Here is a 16,925-nt window from a genome sequence, read left to right on the forward strand (position 1 = left end):
CGTCATATACACCAAAAAAAGAACCAGTCGAGTTGGGCTGGTTCTTTTTGAGCACTAGTTTTCTGGTCTGTTCGTTCATGCTTAGACGTGATAGGAGTAAGATGCGGTATTCATACAATTACCGTTCAGAACGCCATGTTTATGAGTTGTCCGCATCCGCGCTGACCGTTGCGACCGCCGCTTCCAGCCCGGCGTCAAGCTCCGCTTTATAGCTTGAAGACTGGGCTTCCGTCCAGTTCAGACGTTTGCCCATCCAGGCATGAACGGCTTCCTTCCAGCGGTACACCCGCGAGATATCGAAGAACAGCGCACCTGTCCGGCGGATCCAGAAATCCATCGGCGTGAGGGTCATTTCCTCATTGAGCGCATACTCCACAGACGCAAACAGCTCCAGAGGAAGTCCGGATTGTACCTGCTCCTGCTTCCGGTCCTTCATGATCTGATGCAGCGAGCCGACATTGGAGCCGTAGAAACGGGCGAGCCGCTCCGCCGCTTCCGTTGACAGACCAAGCTTGACGCCACGGGATGTCTGATCGGCAATAAATGCGCCAAAACCTTTCGAGCCTCCGACATCGCCTCCGGAGAGAGCCGCGTGCCTGGTCAGGCAGGCGGGGAAAGCTGAACCCTGCTGGCGGGTCAGCTCCTCCGCCGCTTTATTCACGACTGCTTCGGCCATTTTGCGGTAACCGGTCAGCTTGCCCCCGGCAATGGACAGCAGGCCCGATGGGGAGCGGAAAATCTCGTCCTTGCGGGAAATTTCCGAAGGGTCTTTGCCCTCCTGGTGGATCAGGGGACGGAGACCGGCCCAGCTGGATTCCACATCCATAACGGTTAAGCGGACTGATGGAAACAAGGCATTCACCGCGCGCAGCAGATATTCCCTGTCCTCCTTCGTCATCCGCGGCTTCTCGTAATTGCCGGTGTAGGTCGTATCGGTGGTCCCCACATAGGTTTTCCCCGCACGGGGAATAGCGAACACCATCCGCTTGTCGGGCGTGTCGAAATATACGGCCTGATGCAGGGGCAGCCGGGATTGGTCGAAGACCAGATGGACGCCCTTGGTCAGATGAAGCGTCTTGCCCTGGCGCGAGCCATCCTTCTCGCGGAGTGTATCCACCCACGGACCGGCTGCATTGACAATTTGTGCGGCATGAATAACCACCCGTTTCCCCGTCAATTGATCGCTTGCCTCAACGCCCGCCATCTGCCCTGCTTCATATAGAAAATCATCAACCTTCATATAATTAATGGCCCGGGCGCCCTCGGCTACAGCCCGCTTCATGACTTCAAGCGTAAGTCGCGCATCGTCCGTGCGGTATTCGACATAATAACCGCTTCCCTTCAGTCCATCGCGCTTCAAGAGCGGCAGGCGTTTCAACGTCTCCGCCTGGCTCAGCATACGGCGGCGCTCCCCGCGTTTCACACCAGCGAGCCAATCGTACAGACGCAGACCAAGCGACGTCGAGAACCAGCCGAAGGTTCCACCCTTGTAGATCGGCAGTACCATCCATTCCGGTGTCGTCACATGGGGAGCATTCTCATACACGATCGCCCGCTCTTTCCCGACCTCGGCGACAACGCCGATCTCGAGCTGCTTCAGATACCGGAGCCCGCCATGGACCAGCTTGGTCGAGCGGCTCGAAGTGCCAGCCGCAAAATCCTGCATCTCCACCAGTGCAGCCCGCATGCCGCGTTTCTGCGCATCAAGCAGAATCCCCGCCCCAGTGATCCCTCCTCCGATGACAAGCAGATCCCAGCGTGTTTCCTCCAGTTGACTGATGATCTCCTCACGGTTAAAGCCTGAAAAGTTAGCCGTCATAAAGTTGTCTCTCCCATTTCCCGTCAATTAGGAAGAAAAGGCTTCTCCGTCCTTTGGGCCGCGAAGTTCGTTTCTTCCCTCAAACCTTGTAGAAATTTATAGGCATGAAGCTTATGCACTCTGACAAAAAGGCTAGAAAAAAGAGAAGCCGCGACAAAACCTTCCCGCAAATTTGCGAAAGGTTATCACGGCTTCTCCATATCTCCGACCCATTATTAACTTGCTTTCATCCTACCACACATTTCAATTATTTGAAAGCCTGAGCTGCCCGGACAGCCCTGCCCCAGCCCTCGTATTTCGCTTCGCGGAGCGATTCCTCCATGCTGCTCTCGAATCGGATATCCAGCTCCCAGAGGCCGGCAAGCTCTGCCCTGGAGCTCCAGAAGCCAACCGCCAGACCGGCCAGAAAGGCCGCTCCCCTTGCCGTCGTCTCGCTGACTGTCGGGCGCTCCACGGCGATTCCCAGCATATCGCTTTGAAACTGCATCAGCAGATTGTTCCGGGAGCCGCCGCCATCGACGCGAAAGCTGGCAAATGACAGCCCGGCTTCCCGTTCCATCACCGTGAAGACATCCTTCGCCTGATACGCGATCGCCTCCAGCGTAGCGCGGACAAGCTGCGCTTTGCTGGTTCCTCTTGTCAGCCCGAATACGGCTCCGCGAACCTCATTGTCCCAATACGGGGTGCCCAGCCCGACGAATGCGGGCACCACATACACCCCGTCCGTCGAGTCGGCTTGCTCCGCGACCTGCTCGCTTTCCTGGGCGGAGCCGATCAGCTGCAGCTCGTCGCGAAGCCACTGCACCGCCGATCCCGCCACGAAGGTGCTGCCCTCCAAGGCATACTCCACCTTCCCGTCGATCCCCCAGGCAATCGTCGTCAGCAGCCCATGCTCCGAGCGGACGGCTTCGCTGCCGGTATTCACCAGCATGAAGCAGCCGGTGCCGTATGTATTTTTGGCCATGCCTTTCTCGAAGCAGGCCTGACCGAACAGGGAAGCCTGCTGGTCCCCGGCCGCGGCAGCAATCGGGATCGCATGTCCGGCATACAGCTCATCTGTCGTGTGTCCATATAGATGGGAAGTAGGCTTGACTTCCGGCAGCAGCTCCGGGGGTATATTAAGAATCGCCAGCAGCTCCTCATCCCACTTCAGCTCATGAATGTTGTACAGCATCGTGCGCGCCGCATTCGAATAATCCGTTACATGGACGGCGCCGCCGGTCAGTTTCCAGATCAGCCAGGTATCGATGGTGCCGAACAGCAGCCCCCCCGCCTCCGCTCTCCGGCGCGCTCCCTCGACATGATCCAGAATCCATTTGATTTTCGTTGCCGAGAAATAGGCATCCACCATCAGCCCCGTCTTCTCCCGGATGAGCTCCTCATGACCATCCGCCTTCAACTGCTCGCAAATTCCCGCGCTCTGGCGCGATTGCCAGACTACCGCCGAATAGACCGGAATACCTGTATTTTTATCCCAGATGACGGTCGTTTCCCGCTGATTGCAAATCCCGATTCCGGCAATTTGCTCCGGTCCGATGTCATTCTCCTCCAGAACGCGCCGAAGCACCGACTGGGCTGACTCCCAAATTTCCTCCGCGTCATGCTCCACCCACCCCAATTGGGGAAAATGCTGCGTAAATTCCTGCTGGGCGATCCCTCTCATCAATCCCTGCTTATCGAATAAAATGGCTCTTGTGCTGGTGGTACCCTGATCCAATGCCAATATGTATGAATCCGTAGAATGTTCCGCCTGGTTCATCCTTAACCACAATCCTTTCCGGGGCTTTATTTTCGAGGCAAGTTCCGTCTTACATAAAATGCTTCCACAATGCCGCATTGCTTGTGGTGACGGCAGTCGCACCCGCTGTAAGCGCTCTCTCCACGTCCTCCGCCGTCCGGATGAAGCCGCCGGCAAGTATGGGAATGCCCGCCTCCTCATGCACTTCCTTGATAATGTCCGGAATAATCCCGGGCAGCACTTCAATATAATCCGGCTGCGTGCGCCGAAGCAGCGCATAATTCTTCTGGAGCGCACCGGAGTCCAGCAGGAACAAACGCTGAATCGCCAGCAGCTTATTCTGCTTGGTTTTGGTGATGACGCCGGCGCGTGTTGACATGATGCCGGCCGGTTGAATCACCTGGCAGAGAAATTCAGCCGCATACTCGTCATTCTTGAGGCCTTCGATCAGATCTGCATGAATAAGCACCTGCTTGCCGCAGGACTTGGCCAGCTGAACAAGCGACTGAAGCTGACTGATATGGCTGTCCAGCAGCACGATGTACTGATAGGATAAATTCAGCAATTTCTCGAAATCCTTTATATTTCTGGCGGCAGGCAAAATGAGCTGTTGCTGAAATGACATTCCGAATCCGTCCCCCCAAGCCTCGATCGCATCGCTATCTCGCAAATAAACAAAAAAACACATAAAATCATCCCTCGCGCACGAGGCGCAGGAGTGTCTATGTGAATTTCTCCGATTCTTCCGTCACAATATGAACTTGAATCTAATTGTAGCTTCACCGCTGCCATGCGTCAAGCGCAATAACCCCGCATCAGCATCAATGCGGGGTTATCTGCAAGCCTTTCAAACGCCAGCTGCTTCATTCTCAGCCGTTGACATCAGCAGTCCTGTTCGCGGCCGCATAGCGGTTGGCCGGAATCGGAATGCCCAGATTGCCGCGTAGCGTATCCGATTCGTAGTCCGTACGGTACAACCCGCGCTCCTGCAGAATCGGCACCACCAGTTCAACGAAATCCTTCAGGCCGCTCGGAATGGGAGTATGGATGATAAATCCGTCGGCAGCCTTTTCCTCATGCCACTGCTGGATCAAGTCGGCGATTTTCTCCGGCGTGCCGATGAAGGCCCCGCGCGGCGTTGCCGAGCGGAGGGCAACCTGCCGCAGGGTAAGATTTTGTTCCTTGGCCTGTTTTTTGATTTTATCCGTTCCGCTGCGGAAGCTGTTTTTGCCCAAATCGCCTACATCCGGGAATGCCTCATCAAGCGGATACTGTGAAAAATCATGATGCTCGAAGAAACGTCCCAAATAATTGAGCGCATTCTCAATGCTGACAAGTCCGGCAATTTCCTCGTATTTGCGTTCCGCTTCTTCTTCTGTTGCCCCAATGATGGGCCCTATGCCCGGCAGAATCACAATATCGTCCTCGGAACGGCCGTTCGCAATGGCGTTGTCCTTAATTTCCTTATAGAACTGTTTGGCTTCCTCTATGCTCTCATGTCCGGTGAAAACCGCATCGGCCGCCTTGCCCGCCAGCTTCTTCCCGCTCTCGGATGAGCCAGCCTGGAAAATAACCGGCTGTCCCTGTCTGGATCTTGCAATATTCAATGGTCCTTGTACAGAGAAATAAGTGCCTTTATGATTGAGCGTGTGCAGCTTGGAAGGATCGAAGAAAACGCCAGATTCCTTATCGCGGATGAAGGCGTCATCCTCCCACGAATCCCACAGTCCCTGCGTAACCTCTAGATATTCCTCAGCGATTTTGTACCGTTCATCATGGGACGGATGCTCGGTTTTGCCATAATTTTTGGCGGAGCCCTCAAGCGGGGATGTCACCACATTCCACCCGGCCCGGCCGCCGCTGATATGGTCCAGCGAGCCGAACTGCCTGGCAACCGTGAAGGGCTCGCTGTACGAGGAGGACAAAGTTCCTACCAAGCCGATATGCGAGGTAGCAGCGGCAAGCGCGGACAGAATCGTGATCGGTTCAAAGCGGTTGAGAAAATGCGGGATGGATTTCTCATTGATGTAGAGACCATCGGCGATAAATACCAGATCGAATTTCCCCGCCTCTGCCGTTTGCGCCTGCTGCTTGTAGAACTCAAAATTCACGCTGGCATCTACCGGAACCTCGGGATGCCGCCACACGGACACATTGCCGCCCACCCCATGAATCAGTGCGCCAAATTTGATTTGCTTGCGATTTGCCATGACAAATTCCTCCTCTGTGGACTTCCGGTGAAATAAACAGGCGGCGCAGGCGGAACCGTCTGCTCTGTTGCTGCTTACGCTTCTCTAGGCGATTTCCGCCTATTCCGCCAGTTCATTGCCGGGTATTTTAAACAGCTTCTATAATAACAACGCGGTTTCGTTCAGCTGCAGCCGGTAGCTCTTTACCAGCAGATTGCCGTTCATAATATCTTTGTCAAACGCCCGTTCGAAGCCAAGTCGCTCATATAATCGCACTGCGGAGTCCATCATATCGGATGTGTGCAAATGAACCGTTTGGGCGCCCCACTGCCGGCATTCTCTGGCACATGCGCGGATAAGCTCAGTCGCCACGCCAAGCCCGCGCGCTTTGCGGGAAACCGCAAGCAGCCGGATAACGGGATTTTGAATATCCAGATCGCTTCTTCCATAAGCGGCTTCGGAGGAATCAAACAGGAATACGGTGCCGACAATTTCTCCATGCAGCTCGGCAACAAAACGCGATTTCGTTGCCGCCTCGCTCACGGAGGAGATAATATTCTCCTTGTACTCTCCCCAGCGATCCTCGGGGAGCGTCTGTTCATACTGGCCGTATGCATCCAACAATACCTCCTGGACAGCATCCGCATCCGTGTCTTTCGCCTCGCGAATGACAATCGTTTTCGTTGACATCGCATCCACCTGCTTCCCGAAGTTCTCACAACAGTATGTGCATCATGCAATTTTACCTATCAAGCCTGTGGTAAAAGAACCTTGCTTTTGATGCGCTCGATTTGACCAATATGATTAACTGCATGATTGATAAAGGATTGGATAATCGTCGACAACGCCACCGGATCTCCCTTGAAATTCAAAGCCGTCTTCTCCCAATCCTCAGCGGACAAACGGCGAAACAGAAGGCTGTTATAGACCAGCAGCGCATGGAATACATCGAGAATATCCGAAGCATGACCGGCATTGGGCGTTTGCCCGGCCACCCAGTTATCCTGATTGAAGGCGGGCAAGCGGGCTTCCGAGCCTGCCAGTATTTCGCGGAGCCGGAAGGACACGACGATATTATGGTCTGCCAAATGGGCAAGCACCTCGGTGATGCTCCATTTGCCGGGGGCTTCTTTTTCAGTCAATTGTTCTTCTGTCAGGCCGGCAACGGCCTGCTTCAACTGCTCATACGTCTCCAGATAGGACTCTATATTAATAGTCGTCTGACTCATCTTAATTCCTCCTTATAAGTATCCGGTTTTTAGCCCTCACCTAACGCAAAGCAAACCGGGATAACGAAAATAATCCAATATCCTGTACTGACTTGCCCTTCTCGATCAGGTCAGCCGCAATTTCGCCGACCACGCTGGCAAACTTGAACCCATGTCCGGAGAAGCCGCCGGCGAGCAGCACATTCCGATGCTCCGGATGCGTGTCGATGATGAAATCCTCGTCCGGGGTCATCTCATATTTGCATACCGCGCCGCTCAGCAGCCTCCCTGCAGCCCCCGGCATGAATGCCGAGAGCGCCCTGCGCAGATCGCCTTCATCCTCCGGATAGAAGCCGAATGGAGCAAGCTCCTCGCCGGGCTTCCATTCCACTCCGGTGTCATGCCTTCCGATCTTGAGACCTTTACCGTCTATGCTTGGAAATCCATAATAGCCGCCGTCCTTGGTTCCAAGCGTAAATCCGGGAAATACGCCGGAATCAAATCCGTTCCCTTCCGTTTCAAACCAGCCGACGACCTTGCGGACGGATCGGATAGGCAGGGAAATGAACGGTTCCAGACGCTTGAACCACGCTCCGGCGCTGATCATTACCTTGCCGGCGTGAAAGATGTTGTCTTTGGTACGGACGGTAACTCCACCGGCATCCGGCACAATATCCGTAACGAATGTATTCGTGAGCAGCCCGGCGCCTGCTTCTAAAGCAGCCCGTTTATAGGCGGCAACGCCTCTCTCGCTGTACAGGTAACCGGCATTCGGCTCATACATGCCTTCAAAGCCGTCCGGCAGCCGCACTCCTGGCCAGCGGCTGCGAATTTGCGCGGCATTGAGCAGTTCTGTGGTTACCCCAAGCGCAGCGGCATCATCAAGGCGGACGTCGTAGGAATAGACATCCGGATCGGACATATTGAGCACACCCGAGCGCTCCAGCAGCTTCTCCCCGGTCAATTTCTCCAGCTCAAGCCACCGTTCATCGGCGCGCAGCGCCATGGATACATAAGCTGCGCCGCCATGATAGGCGTGACGGATGAGACGCGGCTCGCCATGATGACTGCCGAGCGCATGCGGCGGATCAAATGCATCGATAAGCAGCGTCTTCAGACCGCGGAGGGCAAGCTCGTAACCTGCGCTCATTCCCATGGAGCCAGCTCCAATTACGATAGCGTCATATGTTCGTTGAATGGTAATGGTGAACCCTCCTGCCCGCTCAATCGACTGATGGCGTCAACAGCCAGCTCCGCAAAGAAAGATGCGGCGACCGGCAGTGCCGCTTCATCCACATCAAAAGCGGGATGATGCCACTCCTGCGGCCCCGATGTCCCCATGAACACAAACACGCCGGGCACCTTTTTCAGATAAAAGGCAAAGTCCTCGCCCGCCGGGGACGGAGCGGGCCGGACAACCGTCAAGCCCAGCGATTCCGCTGTCTGCGCCGCCTGGGACGCCCACTTCCGATCGTTTATCACCGCCGGCGGCCCGTCAATCCAGTTGACTCTGGCTTTGGTCCCGAAGGCTGCGGCTACGCCGCTGACCACCTGCTCGAAACGCTCCAGCACCCTGCTGCGCACATTCTCGTCAAAGGTGCGGATGGTGCCGTCGAAGATGGCCCTGTCGGCAATCACATTCCAGGCCGTCCCGCTGTGGAGACGGGTCACGCTGACGACGGCGCTGCCCAGCGCGCTGACATTGCGGCTGACGATCGACTGCAGGGCGGTAATCATATGCGCTGCCGTTACAATCGGATCAAGACCGGCTTCCGGAACCGCCGCATGTGTGCCCAGTCCTTCCACCGCAACTTCAAATCCATCGGCGGCAGCCATAATCGGGCCCTCTTTGATACCGATGGTTCCCACCGGCAGATCCGGTTTGTTATGCATGCCGAATACGGCTTGAACGCCTTCCAGAGCGCCGCTTGCGATAACCTGCTGAGCGCCTCTCGCCTTCTCCTCGGCGGGCTGGAACAGGAAGCGCACCGTTCCGCGGAGCTCCTGCTCCCTGCTTTTGAGCAGCAGCGCCGTGCCGATAATGGATGCGGTATGAAAATCATGTCCGCAGGCATGCATCCTGCCGGTAATGCGGGACGCGAAGGGCAAGCCGGTCTCTTCCTGAATCGGCAGCGCGTCGATATCCGCCCGCACGGCAACAACGGGCCCGCCATGAAGTCCGCCGATTTCCGCGACGAGTCCGGTTTTGAGCGGATAATCGGCGATGCGGATGCCGGCCTCCGTCAACCACCGGCGTATCGATGCGGTAGTCTCGAATTCCTCGCCCGACACCTCGGGATTCTCATGAAGATGACGGCGTATCGCAACCAACTGCTCCACCAACGGTTCTGCAGAAGACAAACTCATATCAACATCCTCCTTAAAGCTTTATACAGGAAGCTCGGTAAACGCCTGATTCAATAATTTGAACGAATGAATCCGTTTGTCGAACTCCTTCACGATCGTGGTGAAAATAAACTCATCCACGCCATAGATTTCCTTCAGCTCCAGCAGCCTTGCACGGACGGTTTCCTTGGTGCCTTTCGTAATATCCGCATCCCGGATTTCATAAGTAAAGGTCTCCCCGGCCTGCCTCGCGAATTCCTCCGCCTGCTCAAGCGTGCCGACATTCACAGTCTTGCCGCTGGCCAGCGTTATCCGGACATTCTTGAACTCTCCCGCCATTTCCACGGCTTCCTCATGAGTATCCGCCGCGATGACGGACAATGCAAGGATGGTTTTCGGCTGTGCGCCGGTTTCCCGATTGAAATGGCTCCGATAGACTTCAAAAGCCTGCTTCGCCGTTTCCGGATCATTGTTGATAAATAAGGCAAAAGCATAGGGGTAACCGCGCTCGGCGGCCAGCTCGGCGCTGCTTACGCTGGTGCCAAGCATATGAATGGCAGCCGGCTGCTGAGTGAGCGGATTCGCCTGAAGACCTGCGAGCGGGTGATCCTCCCCTGCCGGACTGTGGAGAAACTGCTCCAGCTCTGTCAGCTTCTCGGCCAGGGACGGTGACTCCGTCTGCCCCTTCTGCAGCGCTTTGGTGGAACGCGGCAGTCCGCCGGGCGCCCGGCCAATGCCGAGCTCCACGCGGCCTGGCGCCAGCGCCGCCAGCACGTTGAAGTTTTCGGCTACCTTATAAGGGCTGTAATGCTGCAGCATGACGCCTCCCGATCCGATCCGGATCTTCTCTGTCCGGGCCAGAAGATAGGAAATCAGCACCTCCGGGGAGGAGCCGGCCATCAGAGGCGAATCATGATGCTCAGACACCCAGAAGCGCTCAAAACCAAGCGATTCCGCCAGCTGCGCCAGTTTGACGGTATTGGCCAGCGCCTCGCCCGGCGTTTGCCCCAGGAATACTATGCTTTGATCTAAAATACCAAATTTGACAGCCATTTGCATCCGCTCCAATCGTTATATGGAATACACGCCTTCCGGCGTAATGCGCTTCAGGAACTGCTTGGTCCGCTCTTCTTTGGGCGAGCCGAAAATCTCTGTTGGCGTACCTTCCTCCACAATGACGCCGTCATCTATAAAGACGACATGATTTGCGACATCCTGGGCAAAGCTCATCTCATGGGTCACGATAATCATTGTAATGCCTTCCCTGGCAATCTTGCGGATGACGGCCAGAACCTCTCCCACAAGCTCCGGATCAAGCGCCGAGGTCGGCTCGTCGAACAATATAACATCCGGATTGAGCGCCAACGCCCGGGCAATTCCCACCCGCTGCTGCTGCCCGCCCGATAATTGGCTCGGATAGGCATCCAGCTTGTTTCCAAGGCCCACCTTCTCCAGATGCTCCACGCTTATTTTGCGGGCTTCTTCTCTGGAGAGCTTCTTGACGATGATCAGGCCTTCCATAACATTCTCAAGAGCTGTCTTATGGCGGAACAGATTGTACTGCTGGAAGACCATAGCCGTCTTCTGCCGAAGCTGGTGAATATCCGCTTTTGCCGGATTCCTGCAGTTGACAGTGAAGCCGTCAATGGAAATTTCCCCGCCGCTTGCTCTCTCCAAATAATTGATGCAGCGCAGCAGAGTGGTTTTGCCGGAGCCGCTTGGGCCGAGAATGGCGACGACTTCGCCTTTTTTGACCGTCAGATCGATGCCCTTGAGCACCTGGTGTCGGCCGAAGGACTTGGTGATTTGGGTCAGCCTGATCATGCTACTCCCCCCTTGTTGTAAACGTTGATCCTTCTCTCGATAAGACCCGTTGCCCGCTCGATCAGGAAGGTCAGTGCCCAGAAGATCAGCGCGGCCGCAATATAGGCTTCTGCGAACTTCCAGTTCGTCGAGGCGACGATCTGGGCCTGGGCGTTGAGATCCACAACCGATACCGTAAAAGCGAGTGTTGAACCGTGCAGCATGCCGATGACATTATTCGAGAGATTCGGCAGTGAAGCGGCGAGTGCCTGCGGGAATAAAATCCGCCTCAGCGCCTGCGGGGTGGTCATTCCCACCGAATAGGCCGCCTCCATCTGCCCCTTGTTGACTGCCAGCAGGCCTGACCGTATGACCTCCGACATATAAGCGCTGGCTGTGATGGAGAAGGAAATATACGCAAAACCAATCATCGGGATCGAGGCCGAGTTGAAGGACCAGCCGAACTGCTTAGCCAGGCTGTCTATGATCAGCTGAAGCCCGAAATAGATGAGAAGCAGATGCGTCAGCATCGGCGTGCCCCGGATAAAGGTCACATAGGATGCCGCGATAGGATAGAGCACAGGCACCTTATAGATGCGGATCAGAGCAATGGCCGTCCCGATAATAAAGCCGCAGCTTACGGAGACAATCGTAATGTACAGGGTTGTCGGCAGCGCCGCGAGCAGTCCCACGACGGCAGTCCAGATGAATGACGGGTCCAGCTTCATAGTCTCGACTCCCCTCTGCCAATGCCGATTGCGCCCGTAACCTGACGGAAGACCATGTTTATTCCTTTGCGCCTCCTGGTCTTCTCAACAGCCTGATTCTCGTGCCGGAGCAGCCTGCTTTCCAGCTTGTTGAACATTTTCTCCAGAATAAAGCTGATAATAAAATAGATGATCGCCAGTGAAATATAGGTTTCGATAAAATGCTGCGACAACGCCCCAAGCGTCTGCGCCTTGCCGGTCATTTCCATAATGCCGAGCGTGAACGCCAGGGACGTGTCCTTGAGCGTGGCAATAACCAGATTGGCGAACACGGGAACGGAGATCGCGAGCGCCTGCGGCAGCATAATGCGGGAGAATGCCTGATAACCCGTCATGCCCACCGAGTAGGCTGCCTCCACCTGCCCCCTGTCCACGGCCGTCATGGCTCCCCGGATCGCCTCGGCCATATATGCCCCGCCATGCAGGGAATACGTCAGAATAACGAAATACAGGACAGGGACCCGGGATACATCCAGATCAATCAGCTTCAGGATCTCCGGCAGCCCGTAGTAGAACAGGAAGAGCTGGATCAGAACAGGCGTGCCGCGAAAAAAGGAAATATACACCTGCGAGAAACGCTGCAGGACCGGTATCCGGTACAATCTGGGGAGCGCGACGAGAAATCCGACGACAATCCCCAGCAGAATCGAACTGGCCACAATGAGAAGGGTGATTCTCAGCGTAGGCAGAAGCTTGATCAGATACTCGAAGACATAGGAAATATCAAAGGGCTCGCCCATCATGCGATCTCACCTTTCATAAGGTTATACAGCCTTGATCTAGGTGTAATCTTGACCAAGCCAGGTGGTGCTGAGTTTGGAAAGCGTTCCGTCGGCTTTGATTTCCTTGATGGCTTCGTCGATTGCATCGGACAGCTTCTGGTCATCGGCGTCGTTCTTGCGGAATACAAACAGAATTTCAGCATCGCTGAGCGGCTCGCCAACAGTTTTGAGCTCGCCCTGCGGATCGATCAAAGACAGCGAGAAATCAGCTGCAAGCGTAGCGTCGACTCGGCCTGTGGTCAGTTGGCTCACCGTATCGTTGGCTGCGCCGCTCTGGTAGACGATGTTGATTTTTTTGTCATGATCCTTGTTGTAATTCTCCAGAATTTGAGCCTCCGCGCTGGTGGCGCCCGTCAGTACTTTCTTTCCTGCCAGATCATCCAGCGTCTTGATGGTGTCATTGTCCTTCGCGACGACGATTTTATTTTTCCAATGTGCGTAGGCCTCTTTGTTAAAGAGATATTTCTCTTCGCGCTCCGGATTTTTCTCCATTTCATGAGCGACGAAGTCGATTTTCTTGGTATCCAGACTGAGCAGCAGGTTGGCAAAATCCATCGTTTGCAGTTCAAATTCATAACCTGCAAGTCGTTTGTCGATTTCCTTCACAAGCTCCACATCAAACCCGGTAAGCTTGCCGTTCTCGTCCAGGAAGCAGACTTTGGGGAACTGCGTTCCCGTTCCGACAATGATTTTTTTAACCTCCTGCGAAGCATCCGTACCGGCGGTATCGGTGGTGTTTACGTTAGCGGCGGCATTCGTTCCGTTAGCGGAACCTTCGTTTGTGTTGTTCTTGCTGCCGCATGCCGAGATGACCAGGACGATAGCGAGAATCAGGGAAAACACAGTAAATTTCTTCATCTTCAAACCCCTCCGATTATGTTCAAACATTATGTTTATAATTCCTACCGGATAAGTAAGGATTATAGTTGAGATTTACTTTACACCCCGCCCCGGGCATCGTCAATAGGTGCGCTTATAGAAAGGTTCTATATGAACATTCAAATATCCAATCATCCCGCAGCGGCGGGGCTTCAGCGGATCGAAAGCTCCTTGCCAATGTCCAGAATAGCGTCAATAAACGCCGCATGCTCGCCAAGATTGGCGATCAGATTCGTCTGCATGGAAATGCCGTCCGTCTCTGGAAAATAAATTGGAAACAGCTTGCCGCTGCGGATTTCCTGACGCACACACCAACCCGGAAGGAAGCACATCCCCGCTTTCTCGATGACGAGCTTCTTGGCCATTTCGGAGTTGTCCGTCTGGATCTGGATGTTGGGCGGTTGATCCAGTTTATCGAAGATCCGGTGGATTCGCAGCCAGTCCAGAGCCCCGCACTCGAAGAAAACAAGCGGCTGCCCGGCAATTGCTTCGATCGTAAGCTGCGTTTCACTCAGAAACGGGTGGCCTTCATACGTATACAGCTGGATCGGGTCCTCATATAATTTGACCGACTGCAGATTGGGGTGGGAAACATTGCGGACGAAGCCGATGTCCACCTCTTTGTTAAGCACTTTATTGACAATATCATCTGTCACACCTGTGACGATTTTGTACCGGGTTGACGGAAAAACCCGATTCAGCAGCGGAAGCAGCTCCGGAATCAGGTAATTCGAAACCGATAGCGTACAACCGATTCTGAATTCATCCGGGAGCGATTTCTTCTGGTTGATATTCTGCTTGCCCTTCTGATAAATCAGAAGCAGCTGCTGGGCATAAGGCAGGAACCGCTTGCCTTCTTCCGTAACCTGGATTTGCTTGCCGATCCGGTCAAACAGCTTGCAGTTCAGCTCACGCTCAAGCGATTGAATGCGGGCCGTTACGGACGGCTGCGACAAATATAAGGCTTCAGCAGCCTTGTTGAATCCTCCATAGTGAATGACATAAACGAAAGCTTCCATATTTTCTATATTCATTGGCGTTCATCCCCTTTGATTCGACTAGAAGCGGAGGCGTAATGCCGTCCCGCTGTCTTCCCTGGATTAAAAGAAAACATTCCGTCTGTATGGACCGGAATGTTTTTATAATGGTTTCAGCTCTGGTTTATCAAACTGCCTGCTGCGTACGCTCCAGAAAGGAATCCAGAACATCCGCAAGCTTCCCTCTTCCGAAGGATATAAACTTGCCTGTGCTGATTCCTTGATCACGCGCAGCAAATTCAAGAAATTGTATAATTGCTCTTCGTCTATCCATAATATCCACAAGCCCATTGTCGAATAGCCGCTGGTCGATTGTATTGTATATGCCCCTGTTCAGCTTGAAATGAACCAGGCAGTACTCGTAAAAGGCCAGATCGGGCCGCTGCAGCACCTGCTTATCGATACCGGTTCCCATGGCCATTCATCCCGCAGCAATTTCTTTATTGCGTGCTTTCTTCCACTGCAGCTCGTCATGCAGCTGTCCCAGCGCATCATCCAGACGCTGGCGGATTTCCTCCGATACCTCAAAGACATTGTTATCGAAGCGGCTGATCGCCTGGTCTACCGCGTAGACGCCGCCCAGAATATGATGCCCGCCCAATGCGGCAATAACAGGCTTCAGGGCATAGTCGATGGCCAACAAATGCGCAATGGAGCCGCCGATGAAATAAGGCAGCGTAATCTTGTCGCGCAGACCCTTCATCGGTATCAGATCCAGGAAGGTCTTCAAAACGCCGGTGTAGGACGCCTTATAGACGGGGCTGCCGATAATCACGGCATCCGCTAGTTCTACCCAGCCAACCGCCTCGATAATTTCGGGGCTGTTGAAATTGGCCTGAATCAGATCCTGCGCCGGCAGATCGGCGACATGGATCGTTCTGATCTCATGTCCCCATGCCTCAAGCCTGGGCTGGCTATATTGAATGAGTCCGTACAATCTCGAGCTCCGGTTCGTGCTGCCTGATATAATCACGATTTGTGCCATTGAATGACCTCCTGAAAGTTTTTAGGACGAAGGAGACAATACCTCCTTCCTTGAGCATGCACTTCTGCATATAATGGATATCATTTATTCACGACAAATACCCAGTATTCCAATAAGAATTAATGTTGAGCTAAATATAGCAAAATTTCTCTCCTTTGTCTATACATCTTTAGCTAAGGAATTGGCTTATCAGCTATCCTCTGAGCCGGACAGCTGCTTGTTCCCGCATGTATAAGATATTGCTCTTGCCTGGAGCGCAGGCATAGCAAAACACCTCTCTTGCTCCGAGAGGTGCCTGCCGATTCTTCTATCAGGGCTTGGGCAGCCAGGTTTCCTATCTTCCATAAAACTGCGATCCCTTGCAGACCGTGTTCTCCGCCCGCATCCTTCACCAGGGGTCTGAGTCAGCCCCAGATCCTTGTAAAGCACCGCTCCGCTGTAAAATTGAACTCCCAGCAGCGAAAATATTTTGCCGGAAATGTCTACAATCGCCACAGGCTTGTTACCGATTGCAGCCTGCAGCCGCTCTTTGGCTTTGGCCGCTTTGGCCTCATAATCGGCAATGGCCCTCTCGGCCGTTTCTGACTTGTTCAGCAGCCCGCCCAGCATCCGGAGGGCCTTGCGTCCATCAGTACCGGACATGGCGAAAGAATAGGTCGGAGCGATTTTCGCGTATTTTTCATACATGCCGTCAGTTGCTTGCCCCGAGAATCTCTCATACAGTTACTGAACCGCAAAAAAACCATACCGGACGCGGGGGAGCGTGTCCGATATGGCCCCTTCAATATACATATATTTTCACAATATCGGCAGCTGCAACGTCCGGATTAAGACCTAACCCCGTTCGTGACTTCAACCGCATGCAGCGTTTCACGGATAAAGGCGGGAAGGTCCTGCGGCGTTCTTGAAGTGATCAGATTGCCGTCAACGACAACTTCCTTATCTACAAAAGTAGCGCCGGCGTTGCGCATATCATCCTGCAGCACCGGAACACTGGTGATCGTGCGCCCTTTGAGCAGCCCTGCGCTGATCAGCAGCTGGGGGCCGTGACAGACCGCCGAAACGGTCTTGTTCGCCTGCAGCATGGCGGTGACGAATTTTTTCATACCTGCATCCAGGCGGATATTCTCCGGGGACGAACCGCCGGGAATGATGACCGCATCGAATTCCTCGGGTTTAACGTCGCCAATCGCTTTATCCGAAGTATAGCTCGCCTTCCCCTGCTTCCCTTTCAAGGTCTCTCCTGCTTTCAAACCGACAATTCCGCTTCGTGCCCTTTTTGCCTGACAGCCTCATAGGGCTCTGACATTTCGGAGTCTTCGAACTCCTGACCTAATAGAAAAGCAATTCTAGCCATCGAAAACCAGCTCCT

At 54.2% G+C, this 16,925-nt stretch carries 17 protein-coding genes and 1 pseudogene; all 18 read right to left on the reverse strand.

The genetic code is table 11. The features are described from left to right. Nucleotides 1–139: 139 nt before the first annotated feature. Nucleotides 140–1,819 carry a glycerol-3-phosphate dehydrogenase/oxidase gene (locus AC0YNV_RS08565; RefSeq protein ID WP_475767567.1) on the reverse strand — a complete coding sequence of 560 codons (1,680 nt, stop codon included), beginning with the start codon at nt 1,817–1,819 and terminating at the stop codon, nt 140–142. A gap of 247 nt (nt 1,820–2,066) precedes the next feature. Beyond that, entirely contained in the window at nt 2,067–3,578 is a 1,512-nt protein-coding gene (gene glpK, locus AC0YNV_RS08570) for a glycerol kinase GlpK (RefSeq protein ID WP_475767569.1), read from the reverse strand. A 49-nt stretch (nt 3,579–3,627) separates the two neighbouring features. Next, nucleotides 3,628–4,182, reverse strand: coding sequence for a glycerol-3-phosphate responsive antiterminator (locus AC0YNV_RS08575; RefSeq protein ID WP_475767571.1), 555 nt, complete (start codon nt 4,180–4,182; stop codon nt 3,628–3,630). Between the two features lie 244 nt (nt 4,183–4,426). Continuing rightward, nucleotides 4,427–5,767 carry an LLM class flavin-dependent oxidoreductase gene (locus AC0YNV_RS08580; RefSeq protein WP_475767573.1) on the reverse strand — a complete coding sequence of 447 codons (1,341 nt, stop codon included), beginning with the start codon at nt 5,765–5,767 and terminating at the stop codon, nt 4,427–4,429. 138 nt (nt 5,768–5,905) lie between these two features. Then, nucleotides 5,906–6,436, reverse strand: coding sequence for a GNAT family N-acetyltransferase (locus AC0YNV_RS08585; RefSeq protein ID WP_475767575.1), 531 nt, complete (start codon nt 6,434–6,436; stop codon nt 5,906–5,908). A 59-nt stretch (nt 6,437–6,495) separates the two neighbouring features. Continuing rightward, nucleotides 6,496–6,975 carry a DinB family protein gene (locus AC0YNV_RS08590; protein WP_475767577.1) on the reverse strand — a complete coding sequence of 160 codons (480 nt, stop codon included), beginning with the start codon at nt 6,973–6,975 and terminating at the stop codon, nt 6,496–6,498. Nucleotides 6,976–7,015: 40 nt separating this feature from the next. Further along, nucleotides 7,016–8,110, reverse strand: a complete 1,095-nt coding sequence (gene solA, locus AC0YNV_RS08595) for an N-methyl-L-tryptophan oxidase (protein ID WP_475767579.1) — start codon at nt 8,108–8,110, stop codon at nt 7,016–7,018. A gap of 14 nt (nt 8,111–8,124) precedes the next feature. Further along, the gene (locus tag AC0YNV_RS08600; protein WP_475767581.1) at nt 8,125–9,321 is read right to left on the reverse strand and encodes a M20 peptidase aminoacylase family protein; all 1,197 of its coding nucleotides are present in this window, start codon (nt 9,319–9,321) and stop codon (nt 8,125–8,127) included. A gap of 21 nt (nt 9,322–9,342) precedes the next feature. Next, nucleotides 9,343–10,353, reverse strand: a complete 1,011-nt coding sequence (locus AC0YNV_RS08605) for an LLM class flavin-dependent oxidoreductase (protein WP_475767583.1) — start codon at nt 10,351–10,353, stop codon at nt 9,343–9,345. An 18-nt stretch (nt 10,354–10,371) separates the two neighbouring features. Beyond that, nucleotides 10,372–11,124, reverse strand: a complete 753-nt coding sequence (locus AC0YNV_RS08610; RefSeq protein WP_475767585.1) for an amino acid ABC transporter ATP-binding protein — start codon at nt 11,122–11,124, stop codon at nt 10,372–10,374. Continuing rightward, a complete protein-coding gene (locus AC0YNV_RS08615; protein WP_210039702.1) occupies nt 11,121–11,831 on the reverse strand; it encodes an amino acid ABC transporter permease in 711 nt (236 codons plus the stop codon). The genes AC0YNV_RS08610 and AC0YNV_RS08615 overlap by 4 nt, the downstream gene beginning before the upstream one ends. Beyond that, entirely contained in the window at nt 11,828–12,610 is a 783-nt protein-coding gene (locus AC0YNV_RS08620; RefSeq protein WP_475768391.1) for an amino acid ABC transporter permease, read from the reverse strand. The genes AC0YNV_RS08615 and AC0YNV_RS08620 overlap by 4 nt, the downstream gene beginning before the upstream one ends. A 39-nt stretch (nt 12,611–12,649) precedes the next feature. Further along, a complete protein-coding gene (locus AC0YNV_RS08625; protein ID WP_475767587.1) occupies nt 12,650–13,510 on the reverse strand; it encodes a transporter substrate-binding domain-containing protein in 861 nt (286 codons plus the stop codon). Between the two features lie 173 nt (nt 13,511–13,683). Next, nucleotides 13,684–14,565 carry a LysR family transcriptional regulator gene (locus AC0YNV_RS08630; RefSeq protein WP_475767589.1) on the reverse strand — a complete coding sequence of 294 codons (882 nt, stop codon included), beginning with the start codon at nt 14,563–14,565 and terminating at the stop codon, nt 13,684–13,686. A 130-nt stretch (nt 14,566–14,695) separates the two neighbouring features. Beyond that, nucleotides 14,696–14,983, reverse strand: coding sequence for a hypothetical protein (locus AC0YNV_RS08635; RefSeq protein WP_475767591.1), 288 nt, complete (start codon nt 14,981–14,983; stop codon nt 14,696–14,698). 6 nt (nt 14,984–14,989) lie between these two features. Continuing rightward, nucleotides 14,990–15,553: an NADPH-dependent FMN reductase gene (gene ssuE, locus AC0YNV_RS08640; RefSeq protein ID WP_475767593.1), complete on the reverse strand. Its 564-nt coding sequence runs from the start codon at nt 15,551–15,553 to the stop codon at nt 14,990–14,992. A gap of 189 nt (nt 15,554–15,742) precedes the next feature. After that, nucleotides 15,743–16,240, reverse strand: a complete 498-nt coding sequence (locus tag AC0YNV_RS08645; protein ID WP_475767595.1) for an ABC transporter substrate-binding protein — start codon at nt 16,238–16,240, stop codon at nt 15,743–15,745. A 140-nt stretch (nt 16,241–16,380) separates the two neighbouring features. Next, nucleotides 16,381–16,910 (reverse strand): annotated as a pseudogene (locus AC0YNV_RS08650) (type 1 glutamine amidotransferase domain-containing protein). Nucleotides 16,911–16,925: the final 15 nt, after the last annotated feature.

Source organism: Paenibacillus sp. JT31N11 (genome assembly GCF_056269285.1).